Source organism: Nocardia sp. NPDC055321 (assembly GCF_053645575.1).
The window spans coordinates 172,433-190,167 of record NZ_JBSHMS010000004.1 but is presented as its reverse complement, the minus strand read 5'-3'; the positions used below and the strand labels follow the sequence as shown (position 1 = coordinate 190,167).

The following is a 17,735-nucleotide window of genomic DNA, read 5'->3' as shown; positions in this document are numbered from 1 at the left end:
CACCCGGACCGATCGCTCTTACTGCGCCAGGTCGTCGACCGTCGCAGCCTCGTTGCGGGACAGGTTGATACCCAGGTTCGCCGCGGCGCGCTCCAGGTCCTCATCATCGCCGTCGCGCATCTCGATCGCGGCGCCGTCCGAGGACAGCACCTCGACGTTCAGGCACAGCGACTGCAGTTCCTTGAGCAGAACCTTGAACGACTCCGGGATACCCGGCTCCGGGATGTTCTCGCCCTTGACGATCGCCTCGTACACCTTCACGCGGCCGACCACGTCGTCCGACTTGATGGTGAGCAGTTCCTGCAGCGTGTAGGCGGCGCCGTAAGCCTGCATGGCCCAGCACTCCATCTCACCGAAGCGCTGACCACCGAACTGGGCCTTACCACCGAGGGGCTGCTGCGTGATCATCGAGTACGGACCCGTCGAACGCGCGTGGATCTTGTCGTCCACCAGGTGGTGCAGCTTCAGGATGTACATGTAGCCGACCGAGACCGGGTACGGGAACGGCTCGCCGGAGCGGCCGTCGAGCAGCACCGCCTTGCCGTTGTCGTCGATCATCTTCTCGCCGTCGCGGTTCGGCAGCGTCGAGGCCAGCAGACCCGTCAGCTCCTCCTCGCGCGCACCGTCGAACACGGGCGTGGCGATATTGGTGTCGGCTTCCTGACCCAGCATCTCCTCGGGCAGACGGCGGGCCCAGTCGGGCTCACCCTCGACCTGCCAGCCGGTCTTGGCGATGTAACCCAGATGGGTCTCCAGCACCTGGCCGATGTTCATACGACGCGGCACACCGTGGGTGTTCAGGATGATGTCGACCGGCGTGCCGTCCGGCAGGAAGGGCATATCCTCCTGCGGCAGGATCTTGCCGATGACGCCCTTGTTGCCGTGCCGGCCGGCGAGCTTGTCGCCGTCCTGGATCTTGCGCTTCTGCGCCACGTACACGCGGACCAGCTCGTTGACGCCCGGGGGCAGATCGTCGTCGTCGTCACGCGAGAACACGCGCACGCCGATGACCTTGCCGGACTCACCGTGGGGCACCTTCAGCGAGGTGTCGCGAACCTCACGAGCCTTCTCACCGAAGATGGCGCGCAGCAGGCGCTCCTCGGGGGTCAGCTCGGTCTCGCCCTTCGGGGTGACCTTGCCGACCAGGATGTCGCCGTCGCGCACCTCGGCGCCGATGCGGACGATGCCGCGCTCGTCGAGATCGGCCAGGACCTCGTCGGAGACGTTCGGGATGTCCCGGGTGATCTCCTCGGCGCCCAGCTTGGTGTCGCGCGCGTCGATCTCGTGCTCCTCGATGTGGATCGAGGTGAGCACGTCATCCTCCACGAGGCGCTGCGACAGGATGATCGCGTCCTCGTAGTTGTGGCCCTCCCACGGCATGATCGCCACGAGCAGGTTCTTGCCCAGGGCCATCTCACCGTTCTGGGTGCAGGGGCCGTCGGCGAGCACGTGCCCGGCCTCGACCCGCAGCCCCTCGTCCACGATCGGACGCTGGTTGGCACAGGTGCCCTGGTTCGAACGCTCGAACTTGCGCATGCGGTACGAGCGGCGGGTGCCGTCGTCGTGCATGACGGTGATGAAGTCGGCCGAAACCTCTTCCACCACACCGGCCTTCTGGTTCACGACCACGTCGCCGGCGTCGACCGCGGCGCGCAGCTCCATACCGGTGCCGACCAGCGGCGACTCGGAACGGACCAGCGGCACGGCCTGACGCTGCATGTTCGCGCCCATGAGGGCACGGTTGGCGTCGTCGTGCTCGAGGAACGGAATCATGGCCGTCGCGACCGACACCATCTGGCGCGGCGAGACATCCATGAAGTCGACCGCGGACGCGTCGACGTATTCCATCTCCTCGTTGCCGTGGCGAGCGAGCACGCGCTCCTCGAGGAAGCGGCCGTCCGCGTCGACCGGCGAGTTCGCCTGGGCGCGGATGTGGCGGTCTTCCTCGTCGGCGGTGAGGTACTTGACCTCATCGGTGACGCGGCCGTCGACGACCCGGCGGTACGGGGTCTCGATGAAGCCGAACGGGTTGACCCGCGCGTACACCGAGAGCGAACCGATCAGGCCGATGTTCGGGCCTTCCGGGGTCTCGATCGGGCACATGCGGCCATAGTGCGACGGGTGGACGTCACGAACTTCCAGGCCGGCGCGCTCACGGGACAGACCACCCGGGCCCAGCGCCGACAGGCGGCGCTTGTGGGTCAGACCCGACAGCGGGTTGTTCTGGTCCATGAACTGCGACAGCTGGGAGGTTCCGAAGAACTCCTTGATCGCGGCCACGACGGGACGGATGTTGATCAGGGTCTGCGGCGTGATGGCCTCGACGTCCTGGGTGGTCATGCGCTCACGCACGACACGCTCCATACGCGAGAGGCCGACCCGGATCTGGTTCTGGATCAGCTCGCCCACGGTGCGCAGACGACGGTTGCCGAAGTGATCGATGTCATCGACCTCGACCGGAACCTCGCGGCCCTCCGGCGCGGTCATCATGCGATCGCCCTGGTGCAGACGGACCAGGTACTCGATCGTCGCGACGATGTCTTCCTTGGTCAGCACCGAACCCGTGACCGGCTTGTCCAGGTTCAGGCCCAGCTTCTTGTTGACCTTGTAGCGGCCGACGCGGGCCAGGTCGTAGCGCTTCTCCTTGAAGAACAGGTTCTCCAGCAGGGTCTGCGCGGACTCCTTGGTCGGCGGCTCGCCCGGACGCAGCTTGCGGTAGATGTCGAGGAGGGCCTCGTCCTGACCGGGGGTGCTGTCCTTCTCGAGCGTGGACATCATGATCTCGGAGAAGCCGAAGCGCTCGACGATCTCCTCGGCGGTCAGACCCAGCGCCTTGAGCAGCACGGTGACCGGCTGCCGGCGCTTGCGGTCGATACGCACACCGACGGTGTCGCGCTTGTCGACGTCGAACTCGAGCCACGCGCCACGCGACGGGATCACCCGGACGCTGTGCAGCGTCTTCTCGGTGCTCTTGTCGATGGTGTCGTCGAAGTACACGCCCGGCGAACGAACCAGCTGCGACACGACGACGCGCTCGGTGCCGTTGATGATGAACGTGCCCTTGTCGGTCATCATCGGGAAGTCACCCATGAAGACCGTCTGAGACTTGATCTCACCGGTGTTGTTGTTGATGAACTCCGCGGTGACGAACAACGGCGCCGCGTAGGTCATGTCCTTGTCCTTGCACTCTTCGATGGAGGCCTTGACCTCTTCGAAGCGCGGGTCGGAGAACGACAGGGACATGGAACCGGAGAAGTCCTCGATCGGCGAGAGCTCCTCGAGCACCTCCTCGAGCCCACCGAACGGGTTGACGTCGCCACGGGCGATCGCCTTTTCCCGCCACACCGGTGAACCGATCAGCCAGGCGAACGAGTCGGTTTGTAGATCGAGAAGACCCGGAACCTCGAGGGGCTCACGAATCTTCGCGAAAGACACCCGCTTCGGGGCTCCGGGAATACCGGCCTTGGTCTGGGTGGAGACTGCCAAGATGCGTCCTTCCAGCACCTCACGCGCGTCGCGTGGTGGTCCGCGACCGTCGCTTGTCTGCTACGAATTCCGCTGGTGACTACCCGAACGAAACCCGAACAGCAAGCAGCGGAAGTAACACCGGAAGGTGGAACTTTCGACGATGCGATCGAGGTATGGACAGGAGGCAGCCAGCGCAACGTCCAAAACTACACCCAAACCTACGGGGGTGTCAAAGTACCACCCGTGGTGAAGCCCGGAGGGCTAACGCGCCGAAGCGTGTCGTGGCGGTGACCACACCGCATCCCTGCGACGGTTACACCGCATCTCCGCGATGGTCGAACCGCATTCCTGCGATCTTCGGCACCGCGTCCGCGCGGCGGGTGAGGCCGCGTTATGGAACAACAACTCCGTCACACCGTCGGCCGACTGGGCTCCGTTGTCCGCTGGCTGCGATCGCTCGAGCTCCACGTCGGCGTCTGATCCCCTGTGACAGCCGCCGCTGTTGTGAATAGCGTGACGGGTCGGACGAAACTCGTCAAGTGGCGCCAAAAGTTGACAAAACCCGAGTTCGCCTGCCCCAGTAGAAGATCGCCTCGTCAGGCGGCGACCCGGGTCGCGGATACCGCAGGTGGGGCGGGAAATTCCGAATTCGGCGACGCGCGGGTGGCGCGGGCGCCGGTACCGTCCGGCGGGCCGGAATCCGCCCCCGATCAGCGCAGATCCCGCGCACGAGCACGCGGGAAAGCGGGTGGGAACCGATCAGCTGTCGGCGATTTCCGAGGCCAGCCAGCGGCCGTCGACCTTCTGCATGCGCAGCACGATCGGGCCCGAGGCCAGCGGGGCCGGGACGCCGTCCTTGGTGGCGACGATGGCCAGGTTGACCAGCAGTTCGGCGCGATCGCCGGTCAGTAGCGTGACCCCGATGGGGTCGGGGGTGGCCTTGGTGTCGGTCCCGGTCTGCTTGATGGCGTCGATGCCGGTGTCGAGCAATTTGTCTTTGTCGAACTCCGCGAGCATGGTGCCGGTCATCACGGCCCGGGCGTTGTCGCGGAACTTGTCGATGTCCTTGGCGTTGTAGCCGTAGATCGTGGACAGCGCGTGCTGGGCGGCGGCCTTGACCTCGTCGGTGGCGGTGTTGTCCACGTACGCCAGGTTGGCGTCGTCCACGCCGGGGCGCAGCGCGCCCACGACGGCGAAGGCGGCGAGCAGCACGGCCGCGCCGCCGCACAGCAGTGCGGTACGCCAGCTCCGCACGCCGCCGCCGGAGCGGGGCGCACGGGTCCGCGCGGGCCGTTCCGGGGCCGGAGCGCGACGCTCGGCGGCGGCCGAGCGCGCGGCGGCCTTGCGGGCGGCGATACCGCCCGTGGTGCCGTGCCGCAGATCCTCGGCGGTGGTGCGGGCGCCCGCGGCGCGCTGGGCGGGCGGGCGGCGCTTGGGGCCGACGCGATTGACGGGGCGTTTGTTGGCCATGATCGCGTCTCCTAGTTGCCCGGCGGGGCGGGCTCGGTGGTGGGCGTCGTCTCCCCCGGGGCGGCGGGCTGCTGCGCGCCCCCGCCGAGCGAGACGGGATCGGAGACGACCTGGACCTGATCGGCCTTCCACACGCCGTCGTCGAGCACCACGTCCACCGACCAGGTGTAGCGCAGCTTGGCGGCGGGTTTGCCCGGGCCGTTCTCGGTCACCTCGAGCACGACCAGGGCCGCGGCCCGGTCCCGCTCGGAGTTGAGTTCGGTGAGCGAACCGCCGACCACCTTCGAGGTCATGTTCACATTCGATTCCAGGACCTGTTTCTTGATCTGGTCCTGGTTCGCGGTGGAGGCGTCGAGCAGTTCGCCCGTCATGGACGAACGGGCCAGCGACAGCGAACCGTCGACGTCGGCCAGGTTCATCGAAGTGATATTGATCGCCGCCTGCTGGGCGGCGTCGAGCGCGTTGTCGCGGGCCTCGGCCCGCGGGCGGTCCTGCATCAGCCCGCCGACGATCCAGGTGCCGCCGAACCAGGCGGCGGCCACCGCGGCCACGGCCAGCAGGGCGATCGACGCGAGCGTGACGACCCGGTGGGCGTCGAGGGAACGGGTCCCGGCGGGCGGCGCCGTTTCCTCGGGCTCGGTCCGGGGCCCGGCCTTCGGCTCGGCCTCGGCGTCGGATGCGGGCGCCGGCTTCGCGAGGACGGGCGCCGGATCCGGGGTGGACTCGGCGACCGGCTCCGCGGCCGGCTCGCCTAGCTCCGCGTCCTGGTTGCTGTCCTTTTGCTGGCTCACGCCGACACCATACTTTCCACTGTGCGCGACGCGGCCCCGGCTGTGCGCGAACACGCGCCTCGGCGGTGCGTCACCGCTTCGGGGTGACGCCCATGAGCGTGGCCAGCTGGGTCGCGACGGGGTTCAGATTGAGCTTCTCGGGGTCGTACTTGGGCTTGTCGTCCCACGGCTGCGGGACACTGGGATCGGCCAGTTCGGCACGCTCGCCTCCGCGAACCGCGGTCTCACTGCCTTGCGGCACAAGGCATTTCGCGTTCGTGTTGAACGGGAAGTCGTCCCGGCTGTCGTCGAAGTCCGGATTCTGGGCCTTCATCTGGCGGATGATGTCCTGCGTGCCCTCGTACCCGACCGTGCAGGCGGGCGGGTTGTTCGTCTCGAGCACCAGGCCGAAGTGGGTGGTGCCGTCGCCGGGCGCGGTGGCCGAGGCGCCGATCGAGAGCAGCGGCAGCATCTGCAGCAGCGGCCCGAGCGCGTAGAACTTGGGCGATACGGCCAGCAGCATGACCCGCAGGTTCGTCAGGCTCGTGGTCAGCGCCGGGCCGCTCTCGGCCACCAGGCGCTGGATCTGATCACCCGCGTCGGTACCGGTGCCGATCAGCCTGCGGATGTCGGGATCACTCGAACGCAGTTGCGCGGCGAGCAGATCCAGGCCGTTGCTGAACTGGCGAATGCTGCCGGACTGCTCGGCCTGCGTGCCCAGCGCGATCCGGGCGTCCCGGAGCAGGGCCAGGGTCTGCGGCAGCGCCTCGACACCGGTCTCGGTGAACTTGCCGAGCGAGTCGACCAGGATCTCCAGGTCGTCGCCCTTGCCGTCGAACGCCTTGCCGAGTTCGGTGACCGCCGTGCTCAGCGCCGCCAGATCGGTGGTCTGTACGAAATGATCGACGCTGCCCAGCAATTCCTCGACCCGGATCGGCACCTGGGCGCCGTCGATGACCGAACCGTCCTCCAGGAACGGGCCGGCGGTGCTGCTGGGCATCAGGTCCACGTACTGCTCGCCGATGGCGGATCGATTGGCCACCACGGCTTTCGCGTTCACCGGGATCCGGGGCTTGCCCGAATCCATGTCCAGGACGACCTCGACGCCGTCCGGGGTGATGTCGAGCGTGCCGACCCGGCCGACGGGCACGCCGCGGTAGGTGACCTCGGCGCCCTTGGACAGGTTGCCGGTCTCGGGCATCTTCACCGTGACGTGGTAGAGCCCGAAGCCGAGCATGTTGTCCAGGCGCACGTACTTCGCGCCGACGAAGGCGACGCCGAGGACCGCGATCACGGCGAAGGCGATGAGCTGAAAACGCACCAGACGGGTCATCGCGGACCACCCACTCCCAGCTGATCGAGCAAGGCGCCGAGCGGCTCGGGCAGGGCGGGCAGCCCCGGCGGCACCACCGTCGGCGGCAACGGCACCAGCGAGATGGTGGGCCAGCCGTCACGCGGGCCGTTGCCGTTGTAGTACGGGTTGCTCGGATCCACGTTGACCTGCCGGCCTTTCGGCGGGATGTACACCGGATCCGGTTTGCCCACACCGAGATTCGACAGCAGCGTGCCGATCTCCAGGTCCACCGACAGCCAGGTGTTGACCTGACCGCCGAACGCGGACTTGATGGCCTCGTCCGGGAAGGGGTAGGTCGGGATGAGCGGGAAGGCGGTCACCAGGTCACCGGCGGATTTGCCGAGTTCCTGCAGCGTGGGCCGCAGCGAGTTCAGGTCCCGGATCAGATCGTCCTTGGAGTTGTCCAGGACGTCGAATCCGGCCTGGCCCAGCCGATCCAGCTGGGTGAGCAACTGAATCAGTTGCGGCCGTTGCTCGTTCAGGATCTGGATGCCCTCGGGCAGTTCGTCCAGGATCTTGGCGATCTGCGCGGTCTGCTGCCCGACCCGGCTGGAGAGTACGTCCAGCCCGTCCAGCGCGCGCGTGATGTCCTCGACCTGGTCGTTCAATCCGCCGATGAGCTTGTTCGCCTGTTCCAGCAGCGATCTCGTCTTGGCGTCGCGGCCGTCCAGGGCCTTGTTCAGCTCGACCACGATGGGCTGCAACTGCGCGACACCGCCGCCGTTGAGCAGCAGTGACAGCGCGCCGAGCACCTGCTCCACCTCGGTGGCGGTGCGGGTCTGGGCGACGTCGATGACCGCGTTGTCGGTCAGCCGCGCGGACGCGGGATCGTGTGTGGGCGCGGACAGTTCGATGAACTTCTCGCCGAGCAGGTTGGACTGGCGCACCTCGGCCCGGGCATTGGCGGGCAGGTCGACGTCGTTGTTCACGACCGCGCGCACGCTGGCGGTCCAGCCGTCGGGGGCGAGTTCGATGCGGTCGACCCGGCCCACCGCGACGCCGTCCACCTTCACGGTGGACTGCGGCACCAGGTCCAGCACGTCGGCGAAGCGGATGTCGATGTGCAGCGGGTTGTCCCCGACGTTCGGGCCGCCGGGCAGCGGGATGCTGTACGCGCCGTTGCCGCAGCCCGCCGCGACGACGGTGACAGTGCCGAGGGCGAGCGCCAGCGCGGCGGTGCGGCCGTGCCGGGCGATGCCGTCGCGGCCGTGCCCGACGCCGGTGCGCGCGTTCCGGATTCGTCTCATCGCTGTCCACCTCCCTGCGAGGGCGGCAGCTGGTCGGACGGCACGCCGGGCACGCTGCCGGGCACCGGATTGCGCTGCACGTTGTCGCCGCTGAGAATTCCGAACGGCAGCACCAGCGACGGCGTCTTCACTCCCGCGGTGAGCTGGTCGGTGATGATGCCGCAGTTGTCCAGGATCGGCCGCAGCTGCCGCGAGATCGCGTCGAACTGGGGATCGCCCGGCCGCAGCTTGCCCAGATCGAGCATCTTGCACAGCACGCCGAACGGGTTCTGCAGATCGTCGAAATTGGGGCGCATGTCGAGGGTTCCGGTCTCACCGTTGTGCACGTTGATGAGGTTGGAGAGCGCGGTCGGGATCAGCGGCAGCGCGGTCGCCAGGTTGTCGCGCTGATCGGCGAGGGTCTGGGTGAGGGTCGTCAGCGCCTGCGCGTTGGACTGCACCAGTTCCCGGTTGTCGTCGATGAACCGGGCCACGTCGCCGAGCGCGACCGACAGCAGGCTCAGGGCGTCGCCCAGGCTCTGGCGCTCGTCGGCCAGGAAGCCCGCGAGCGAGCCGAGCTGGACGTTGAACTCGCGCACCTGCGCGTCGTTCTCGGCCAGCATGCGCACGAATTCCTGCAGGTTCTTCACCGTGTCGAAGATGTCGGTGCGCGAATCGGAGAGCGTCTTGGCGGCCTTGGACAGCTGGGTGAAGCTGTTGCCGAGCGCCTCGCCGTTGCCGGAGAGGTTCTGCGCGGCGGAGCGCACGAGGTCGTTCACCGCGCCGTCCTTGTTGGCGCCGTTGGGACCCAGGGCCTCGGACAGTTCGGTGATGCTCTTGTACAGCCGGTCGACCTCGACGGGGGTGGCGGTGCGGTCCTTGGGGATGGTGGCCTCGCGGCCCATCTTGGGTCCGCCCTTGTAGGCGGGCGCGAGCTGGATGTAGCGGTCCGAGACCACCGACGGGGTGATCTGGGCGGCCTTGGCGTCGGCGGGCACGTCGTACTTCCGGTCGACCGCCATGACGACCTTCACCTGCTCGCCCTGCGGGGTCACCTCCGTCACGGACCCCACCGGCACGCCGAGGATCCGCACGTCCGAGCCCACGTAGATGCCGACGGACTTGTCGAAGTACGCGGTGATCACGGTGGTGTTGAGCTTGCCGAAGCCCCACCACGCCACCGCCGCGAGCGCCACGGCGACCGCGGCCACGAGGGCGATCAGTTTGGTCCTGGGGCTGCTGTCGCGCACCGCGGTCAGCGGATTGTTCGCCATCCTCAGCCTCCCATCTTGCGGATCGGCGCGCGATCGCCCGGAATCTCGGGCAGGGCGGGCGGAATCAGGTTGGTGATGACCGCGTCGAACCAGCGCCCGGTGCCGAGCACGTTGGCGTACAGACCGTAGAAGGGCGCGGCCAGCTGCAGCGTCTTGGAGATGTTGGCCTGGTTGTCGTTGAGCAGGGTGATGGTCTGCTCGAGGTTGGTCAGCGCCGGGCCGATCTGCGCCTCGTTGTCCGCGACCAGCGCGCTCAGTTCGGCGGCGATGGTCTTTGCGCCGGCGAGCAGCTGCGAGATCGCCTGCTGGCGCACGTTCAGCTCGGCGAGCAGCTGCCCGCCGTTGCCGAGCAGCCGCTCGAACTCGGCGTTGCGGTCCGCCAGCAGCCGCGAGGTCTGCTTGGTGGCGCCGAACAGCTTGCGCAACTGGTCATCTCGCTTGGCCAGCGATTCCGAGAGCCGGGCGACGCCGTCGATGGAAGAGCGGATCTCGGCGGGGGTTCCGGAGAACGCCTCCGAGAGCACCCGCATGCTCTGGGCGAGCTGGGCGGTGTCGGTCTCCTCGAGGTCGGTGGCCGCGTCGCTGAAGGCGTCCACCACGTCGTACGGGGATACCGTGCGCGAGAGCGGGATCGCGTCGTCGGGGTCCGCGGTCTCGCTGCCCTTGGGCTCGACCGCGAGGTACTTCTGCCCGAGCAGGGTCTTGATCTGGATCGAGGCGGTGCTCTCGTTGCCGATCCAGGCGTCCTGGGTGCGGAAGTCGACCAGGACCCGGTCGCCGTCCAGGCGCACGTCCTGCACCTGGCCGACCTTGACGCCGGCGATGCGGACCTCGTTGCCCTTCTTGAGCCCGGCCGCCTCGGAGAACTCGGCGGTGTACTTGGTGCCGGCTCCGATGAGGGGCAGCTTGTCGAGGCTGAAGGCGGACACGGTCACCAGCAGCACCATGGCCAGGCCGAGGCCGCCCATGAAAACGGGGCTGCGCTTTCCGAGTACGACGCGGTCGTCCATCAGCGGCCTCCCTTTCCGTGGCAGCGCGGGGCCGGGTTGGTGTAGACCGGCTGATTGATCGTCGGCATGTGCTGGATCGCCTCGGGGAGGTTCAGCTGCGGCGCGTCCGCGGTGCCCGGACCGGCGACGATGTCGATGCCGCACAGGTAGAACTGGAACCACGAGCCGTAGGAGGCGGCCCGGCCCAGCTTCTCCATCTTGATCGGCAGGTTGGCCAGGCCCTCGTTGACCTCGTCGGACCGGCTGTTGAGGGTGCCGGTCAGTTCGTTCAGGCCCGCGATGGCGCCCTGCAGGTTAGGCCGCACCGGCACGAGCAGGTCGGCGGTGGCCGAGGTCAGGTTGCCGAGCGAGGTCAGCGCCGAGCCGATGACGCCGCGTTCGGCGTTGAGCCCGGTGATGAGCGCCTCGGTGTTGATGATCAGCTGGTTCAGCTGGTCGTCGCGGTTGTTGACCACCTCGAGCACGGCGTTGAGGTTGCGGACGACCTCGCCGATGACCGCGTCCTTGTCGGCGATCTTGTTGGTCAGCGCCGCGGTGTTGCCGACCAGTTCGGTGATGGTGCCGGACTCGCCCTGGAACACCTGAATGATGTTGTAGGACAGCTTGTTCACGTCGTCCGCGGTGAGCGTCTGGAACAGCGGCCGGAAACCGTTGAACAGTTCGGTCAGGTTCAGCGCGGGCCGGGTGCGCTCCAGCGGGATGGTGGCGCCCTTGTTGATCTTGCGACCCTGTTCGCCCGCACCCTGTTCCAGGGCGATGTAGCGCTGCCCCACCAGGTTCCGGTACTTGATCGTGGCGATGGTCGAGGCGGGCAGCGACGAGCGGTCCGACACCTCGAATTCGACGTTGGCCAGGGTCTTGTCGACGATCGACACCTTCGTCACCTTGCCGACCCGGACACCGGCGATACGCACCTCGTCGCCCTTGTTCAGCGACGTCACGTCGGTGAAGCGGGCGTTGAACCTGGTACCGCCGCCGCTGTAGTTGGCGATCGTCAGCGCCAGCACGCCGGTGGCCAGCACGGTCACCACGATGAAGGCGATGAGTTTGGCCAGCGTCGGGCCGAGGCCGCGCAGCAGGTCCTTCATCGAATGCTCACCTCACTGCCGCGGAAGGCCGGGGCCGCGATCCGGGTGATCCAGCCGGGCACCTCGTCCGGCGAGACCCCGTGGGCCGCACCGTAGATCGCGCCCAGGGTCTGCTGCTCGGCCGGCGAACCGGCGATGCTCGGCGCGGCCGGGCCGTACACGCGGTACTGCGGCGAGGCCATCCGGCCGATGTTCTGGTCACCGGGATTGCGGCTGGGCGGCTGATAGGAGCCGTCGTTGGCCGACCCGTTGGTGTACTGGCCCGGGTCCACGGTGAGCGGATACTCCGGGATGCACATCGCGCCGCGCGGATCGAACCAGCGCGGCTCGTCCTGGTTCGGGACGTAGCGCCCGCGCGGGTTGACGATCTCGACGGTCACCCGCGAACCCGGCAGGTCGGTGCCCTTGCCGAACAGCTCGTCGATGCGCGGCTTCATCTGCGCGAAGTTCGCCAGCGCGCAGGTGAACCCGGGCGAGTACTTCGCGAGATCCTCCAGCGCGGGCCGCGCGTCGGCGGCCACGTCGATGATGTTGTCCCGATTGGTGATCAGGAAGTCGGCCAGATCGGACGAGCTCGGCGTCAGCACCGCGAGCATGGTGTCGATCTGCGAACGCTGCTGCACGATCGTGGCATTGGTGGTGCGCAGATTGTCCAGCGCGGACACCAGCTGCGGGGCCGCGTCGGAGTACGTGGCGGCCACCTCGGCGAAGCTGCGCAGATCCTCCTGCAGCGTGGGCAATTCGGTGTTCACCTCGGTGAAGATCTTGTCGAGCCGGTCGATCGTGCGGCCCAGCTCCTCGCCCCGGCCCTGCAGGCCCTGCGAGATCGCGCCGAGGGTGGAGGCCAGGTACTGCGGCGGAATGGCCTGCAGCAGCGGCAGTACGTGATCGAGCAGCTGGCTCACCTCGACGGCGTGGCCGCTGGTGTCCTGGTGCAGGGTCATGCCCTCGGTGAGGTGTCCGCTGGGATCCTCGGGCCACACCAGCTCGACGTAGCGCTCGCCGAAGAGCGTCTTGGGGAGCAGGCGGGCGGTCACGTTGGCCGGAATCTTCTCGGCCATCCCCGGATCGATGGCCAGGTCGAGGGTGACCTGCTTGCCGTCGTAGTCGCTGGAGCGGACCTCGCCGACGTTGACCCCGCGCACCTTCACGTCCGCGTTGCGGGTCAGGGCGTTGCCGACGGTGTCGGTCAGCAGGTCCACGCGGACGGTGTCCACGAACTTCTTGGAGTAGATGGCGGTGGTGGTCCACAGGAACAGCGCGCAGAGCACGAAGAACAGCACACCGAGCGTGCGGGCGCGCAGCTTCGCCGTCGACCGCCAGAACCGCACTCTGTCGGGATTACTCATCCGGCCACCCGCACCGTCGTCGTCGTTCCCCAAATAGCAAGGCTCAAGAAGAAGTCCAGAATATTGATGAGAACGATCGCGGCCCGGACGGCGCGCCCAACGGCCACACCGACTCCCGCCGGACCGCCGGTCGCGTTGAAGCCGTAGTAGCAGTGCACCAGGATGATGACGAAGGCGAAGACGAGCACCTTCAGGAACGAATAGACCACGTCTTCGGGTGGCAGGAACAGGCTGAAGTAGTGGTCGTAGGACCCGCTCGATTGCCCGTTGAAGTAGATCGATATCAGCCGGGACGCGACGTAGGTGCCGAGCAGGCCGACGATGTACAGCGGGATGACCGCCAGGAAGCCGGCGATCACGCGGGTGGTCACCAGGAACGGCACGCCCGGCACGGCCATGACCTCGAGCGCGTCGATCTCCTCGGAGATGCGCATGGCGCCGAGTTGCGCGGTGAAGCCGCAACCGACGGTTGCCGACAGCGCGAGCGCCGCGACCAGCGGCGCCAGTTCACGGGTGTTGATGTAGCCGGTCAGGAAGCCGGTGAGCACGCCGGAGCCGAGCGAATCGAGGGCCTTGAAACCCTGCAGGCCCACTACCACGCCGACCGAGGCCGACATGAAGACGATGACGCCGATGGTGCCGCCGATGATCGCCAGCGCGCCCGAGCCGAAGGTCACCTCGGCCAGCAGCCGCATGACCTCCTTGCGGTAGTGCACGGCGGTCCGCGGGATCCAGGCGATGGCGCGGGCGTAGAAGGACATCTGGTCCCCGGCCCGATCGACCACGGCCACCGGGGCTCTGAGCGCACCGGATACCCGGCGCGCCGACCGGGTGAGAACGGTGGAGCGCTGCGAAACGACCATGGGTCACGCGCCCTTTGCGGGGACGACCTGAAGATAGATCAGGGTGAGGATGAGGTTCAGGAAGAACAACACCAGGAACGTGATCACCACGGACTGGTTCACGGCGTCTCCTACTCCTTTCGGTCCCCCTTTGGGATGCAGACCCTTGTAGGCGGCGATGACGCCCGCCACGAGTCCGAAGATCAACGCCTTGATCTCGCCGATCCAGAGGTCGGGCAGCTGGGCCAGGGCCGAGAACGAGGCGAGGTAGGCGCCGGGCGTGCCGCCCTGCAGACCCACGTTGAAGAAGTAGCCGCCGCAGATGCCGACGACCGCGACCAGGCCGTTCATCAGCAGCGCGACCAGCATCATGCCGAGCACGCGCGGAACCACCAGGCGCTGAATGGGATCGATGCCCAGGACCTCCATGGCGTCGATCTCCTCGCGAATGGTTCGCGAGCCGAGATCGGCCGCCACGGCCGAGCCCGCGGCGCCGGCGATGATCAGCGCGGTCACCACGGGCGCCGCTTGCTGGACCGTCGCCAGCACGCTCGTCGCGCCGGTGAAGGCTTCCGCACCGAGCTGCTTGATGAGCGAGCCGGTTTGCAGAGCCACCACCGCGCCGAACGGGATTGCTACCAGAGCGGCGGGCAGGATCGAGACACTCGCGATGAACCACGACTGCTCGATGAACTCACGCCATTGAAAAGGCCGGCGAAACGTCTTGCGCATGACATCCAGAAGGAGTGCGAAGATGTTGCCGGCCTGGGCGAGACCTGACTCGACGGGGGTGCGTAGTCGCGTCAGGTTTCGGTTCACGCGCCGTATGTTACCCGTTGGTCAGGTTGTGTCGAACCGTAGAGTCGTAGGAGCCCTGGTAGGCGGGAATCACCTGCGTGTCGTGATCGCCGTTCTCCTCCAGGGAGTTGCGGATCGCCTCCTGCGCGGCGGGCGGCAGGGTGTGCAGGATCTGGCGCACGCGCTCGCGGCGACGGCCCACGGCCTGACGCACCGGCATACCCGGCTGCGCCCGCATCTGCGGGATGATGCCCTCGACCTCTTCGGCGCCACCGGCGTGGTGACCGGCGTCGACCATGGCCTGCTCGCGGGCCATCTGCGACTCGTCCTTCTCCTCGGACATGCCGATCGGGCCGATCATGCGGCCGTTGAGGAACTGCTTCACCACCGGCTCGTCCGAGGTCAGCAGCACCTCGCGCGGGCCGAACATGACCAGCTGGCGGCGGAAGAGCATGCCGATGTTGTCCGGCACGATGCGGGCCAGGTTGATGTTGTGCGTGACGATGAGGATCGTCGCGTCGATCTGCGCGTTGATGTCGATCAGCAGCTGCGACAGATAGGTGGTGCGGACCGGGTCCAGACCGGAGTCCGGCTCGTCGACCAGGATGATCTGCGGGTCGAGCACCAGGGCGCGGGCCAGGCCGGCGCGCTTGCGCATACCGCCGGAGATCTCGCCCGGGAGCTTGCCCTCCGCGCCCAGCAGACCGGTGAGCTCGAGCTTCTCCATGACGATCTTCTTGATCTCGGATTCGCTCTTCTTGGTGTGCTCCCGCAGCGGGAAGGCCACGTTGTCGAAGAGGTTCATCGAGCCGAAGAGCGCGCCGTCCTGGAAGAGGACGCCGAAGAGCTTGCGGATCTCGTAGAGCTCCTTGTTGGAGCAGGTGGTGATATCGACGCCATCGATGTAGATGGAGCCGCGCTCGGGGCGCAGCAGGCCGATCAAAGACTTCAGGAAGACGGACTTACCGGTACCGGAGGGGCCGAGCAGCGCGCTGACTTCCCCCGACGGCAGTGTCAGACTGACATCCTGCCAAATTCGCTGGGAACCGAACGACTTGGTGATGCCTTCGGTCCTGACCTCGACGCCCACGCCAACCTCCACAATTTCTCCGACGAGCGCCCTACTGCGGCGCACACGAAATTCTTTGCGCGGTGTGGCGCATCACAGTAGGTCCGGTCACTGTATCGCATACCGCCCGTCCCGGACAGCAGGACCTGACTCGCCGGTAAACCCCATCACGACTCAATCACAACCGCTGTGAGACACGAAAAGAGCGGCATCCCCGCAGGGATACCGCTCTTTCGAAGTACCGGCAAGAATTACTTGACGGAAACCTTGGCGCCGGCCTCTTCGAGCTTGGCCTTGGCGGCCTCGGCGGCCTCCTTGTTGACCTTCTCCAGCAGCGCCTTCGGGGCAGCCTCGACCAGGTCCTTGGCTTCCTTCAGGCCCAGGCCGGAGACGATCTCGCGAACGACCTTGATGACCTGGATCTTCTTGTCGCCGGCGGACTCGATGACGACGTCGAACTCGTCCTGCTCCTCGGCGGCGTCGGCCGGGGCACCGGCAACACCGGCGGCGGCGACGGCGACGGGGGCAGCCGCGGTGACCTCGAACTTGTCCTCGAACGCCTTGACGAACTCGGAGAGCTCGAGCAGGGTCATGGAACCGAAGGTTTCGAGCAGCTCTTCAACGTTGGCCATTGAATTCTTCCTTTCGATGGTTTCGGCAGCGCGTCAGCGACGCCGAAAAGGTTTGTGGGTGAGACTTATTCGGCAGCGGCCGGAGCTTCGGCGGCGGGAGCGGCAGCGCCACCCTCGTTCGCCTTCTTCTCCTCGAGCGCCGCGAACAGGCGAGCAAGCTGGTTGCCGGGCGCGGCGAACAGACCCGCGGCCTTGGACAGGTTGCCCTTCATGGCGCCGGCCAGCTTGGCCAGCAGGACCTCGCGGGACTCCAGGTCGGCGATCCGCTCAACTTCGGCCACGGACAGCGCGACGCCGTCCATGTAGCCGCCCTTGATGATCAGCGCCTTGTTGTCCTTGGCGAAAGCCTTGAGCGCCTTCGCGGCTTCGACCGGCTCACCCTTGATGAAGGTGATGGCGGTCGGACCGACGAACAAGTCATCCAGGCCTTCGACGCCCGCCTCGGCGGCCGCACGCTTGACCAGGGTGTTCTTGGCGACGGAGTAGGTGGCGTCCGCGCCCAGTGCCCGACGCAGCTGCGTGATCTTGCTGACCGACAGTCCACGGTATTCCGTGACAACGGTGGCAGTGGAGCTCTTGAACTGCTCCGCGATCTCCGCGACCGCGGTGACCTTCTCGGTGGTTGCCATACTTCGCCTCCTCTCTGGATGGTCGGTTCGTAGTTGCACTACCGACACCGCCAGGGGCCAGCGATAAAGCAAACGCCCCGCGGACGCAGAGGTCCCGGGGCGTGAAAGAAACTCGTGGCGGGCGAACCCGTACGGCTTCCCAACCTCGGCTCTCCCTGCGTGGGCCGCCAGCAGTAACGCTGGACCTTCGACTGCCCGGGGGCAGCAACCAACGGTCTTCGGTAGAACGATTGGGTGATCACCGAACTGGCCGGTGACCGTGGACCAGAATAGCGGATGTCTATCCATCCACCAAAACGGGGTCCGGACGGGGCGCGCGGCCGGCGCGACGGGTCACCATCGCGGCCATGCGCGCAAGCCGGTGAAAGTGACGTGCTTCACTTTCGATCGGCAACCAATATCATCGGCGAATCATCTTCACGGAGGTTTTCCCGATGACGACAATAATCACCAAAACCCTTGCCGCAGCGTCCATTTCCGCCGCCCTGTGCGGTGTCGCCGCCGTTCCCGCACTGGCCGCCCCCGCCGTCTCCCCCGCCCCGATCGCCGACTCCGGTTCGCTGGGCTCCGGGTCGAGCACCGAGTCCGCCCGCGGCATCGCAGCCTGGCCGGTCGGCCTGCTCTTCACCGTGCTGTGCGGCGCCGACGAGACCAAAGGCCCACTGTGCCAGGTCCTCTACGCGATCGGCACCGGCATCACCGGCAGCGGCGACTGAGCCAACAGCATGAAAGCCAAAGGGCCGGTACAGGTTTCCC

General features: G+C 67.2%; 15 protein-coding genes. 1 reads left to right on the top strand and 14 read right to left on the bottom strand.

Annotated elements, in window-relative coordinates; genetic code table 11:
• Nucleotides 1–18: 18 nt before the first annotated feature.
• The 14 genes from rpoB to rplJ all read right to left on the bottom strand — a co-directional run bounded on the left by rpoB (nucleotide 19) and on the right by rplJ (nucleotide 16,979).
• Nucleotides 19–3,504: a DNA-directed RNA polymerase subunit beta gene (rpoB, locus tag ACWIGI_RS08030; protein WP_454201617.1), complete on the bottom strand. Its 3,486-nt coding sequence runs from the start codon at nucleotides 3,502–3,504 to the stop codon at nucleotides 19–21.
• Between the two features lie 723 nt (nucleotides 3,505–4,227).
• Entirely contained in the window at nucleotides 4,228–4,938 is a 711-nt protein-coding gene (locus ACWIGI_RS08025; RefSeq protein ID WP_454201616.1) for a hypothetical protein, read from the bottom strand.
• Between the two features lie 11 nt (nucleotides 4,939–4,949).
• The gene (locus ACWIGI_RS08020; RefSeq protein ID WP_454201615.1) at nucleotides 4,950–5,729 is read right to left on the bottom strand and encodes a hypothetical protein; all 780 of its coding nucleotides are present in this window, start codon (nucleotides 5,727–5,729) and stop codon (nucleotides 4,950–4,952) included.
• Between the two features lie 70 nt (nucleotides 5,730–5,799).
• Nucleotides 5,800–7,041, bottom strand: a complete 1,242-nt coding sequence (locus tag ACWIGI_RS08015; protein WP_454201614.1) for an MCE family protein — start codon at nucleotides 7,039–7,041, stop codon at nucleotides 5,800–5,802.
• The gene (locus tag ACWIGI_RS08010) at nucleotides 7,038–8,309 is read right to left on the bottom strand and encodes an MCE family protein (RefSeq protein WP_454201613.1); all 1,272 of its coding nucleotides are present in this window, start codon (nucleotides 8,307–8,309) and stop codon (nucleotides 7,038–7,040) included. The genes ACWIGI_RS08015 and ACWIGI_RS08010 overlap by 4 nt, the downstream gene beginning before the upstream one ends.
• A complete protein-coding gene (locus tag ACWIGI_RS08005) occupies nucleotides 8,306–9,562 on the bottom strand; it encodes an MCE family protein (protein WP_454201612.1) in 1,257 nt (418 codons plus the stop codon). The genes ACWIGI_RS08010 and ACWIGI_RS08005 overlap by 4 nt, the downstream gene beginning before the upstream one ends.
• 2 nt (nucleotides 9,563–9,564) lie before the next feature.
• Entirely contained in the window at nucleotides 9,565–10,572 is a 1,008-nt protein-coding gene (locus ACWIGI_RS08000) for an MCE family protein (RefSeq protein ID WP_454201611.1), read from the bottom strand.
• On the bottom strand, nucleotides 10,572–11,660 hold the full coding sequence (locus ACWIGI_RS07995; RefSeq protein WP_454201610.1) for an MCE family protein: 1,089 nt from the start codon (nucleotides 11,658–11,660) through the stop codon (nucleotides 10,572–10,574). Before ACWIGI_RS07995 ends, ACWIGI_RS08000 begins: the two co-directional genes overlap by 1 nt.
• A complete protein-coding gene (locus ACWIGI_RS07990) occupies nucleotides 11,657–13,009 on the bottom strand; it encodes an MCE family protein (RefSeq protein ID WP_454201609.1) in 1,353 nt (450 codons plus the stop codon). The genes ACWIGI_RS07995 and ACWIGI_RS07990 overlap by 4 nt, the downstream gene beginning before the upstream one ends.
• A complete protein-coding gene (locus ACWIGI_RS07985; protein WP_454201608.1) occupies nucleotides 13,006–13,872 on the bottom strand; it encodes an MlaE family ABC transporter permease in 867 nt (288 codons plus the stop codon). The genes ACWIGI_RS07990 and ACWIGI_RS07985 overlap by 4 nt, the downstream gene beginning before the upstream one ends.
• Nucleotides 13,873–13,875: 3 nt before the next feature.
• Complete coding sequence (locus ACWIGI_RS07980; protein WP_354987578.1) at nucleotides 13,876–14,583, bottom strand: MlaE family ABC transporter permease; 708 nt, start codon at nucleotides 14,581–14,583, stop codon at nucleotides 13,876–13,878.
• 97 nt (nucleotides 14,584–14,680) lie between these two features.
• Nucleotides 14,681–15,739 carry an ABC transporter ATP-binding protein gene (locus ACWIGI_RS07975; RefSeq protein WP_454201607.1) on the bottom strand — a complete coding sequence of 353 codons (1,059 nt, stop codon included), beginning with the start codon at nucleotides 15,737–15,739 and terminating at the stop codon, nucleotides 14,681–14,683.
• A gap of 230 nt (nucleotides 15,740–15,969) precedes the next feature.
• Nucleotides 15,970–16,350 (bottom strand): 50S ribosomal protein L7/L12, encoded by a 381-nt coding sequence (rplL, locus tag ACWIGI_RS07970; RefSeq protein WP_454201606.1) that lies wholly within the window; start codon nucleotides 16,348–16,350, stop codon nucleotides 15,970–15,972.
• A gap of 65 nt (nucleotides 16,351–16,415) precedes the next feature.
• Complete coding sequence (gene rplJ, locus ACWIGI_RS07965) at nucleotides 16,416–16,979, bottom strand: 50S ribosomal protein L10 (RefSeq protein WP_454201605.1); 564 nt, start codon at nucleotides 16,977–16,979, stop codon at nucleotides 16,416–16,418.
• 434 nt (nucleotides 16,980–17,413) lie between these two features.
• Here rplJ and ACWIGI_RS07960 point away from each other — a divergent pair, with 434 nt between their 5' ends.
• A complete protein-coding gene (locus ACWIGI_RS07960) occupies nucleotides 17,414–17,695 on the top strand; it encodes a hypothetical protein (protein ID WP_454201604.1) in 282 nt (93 codons plus the stop codon).
• Nucleotides 17,696–17,735: the final 40 nt, after the last annotated feature.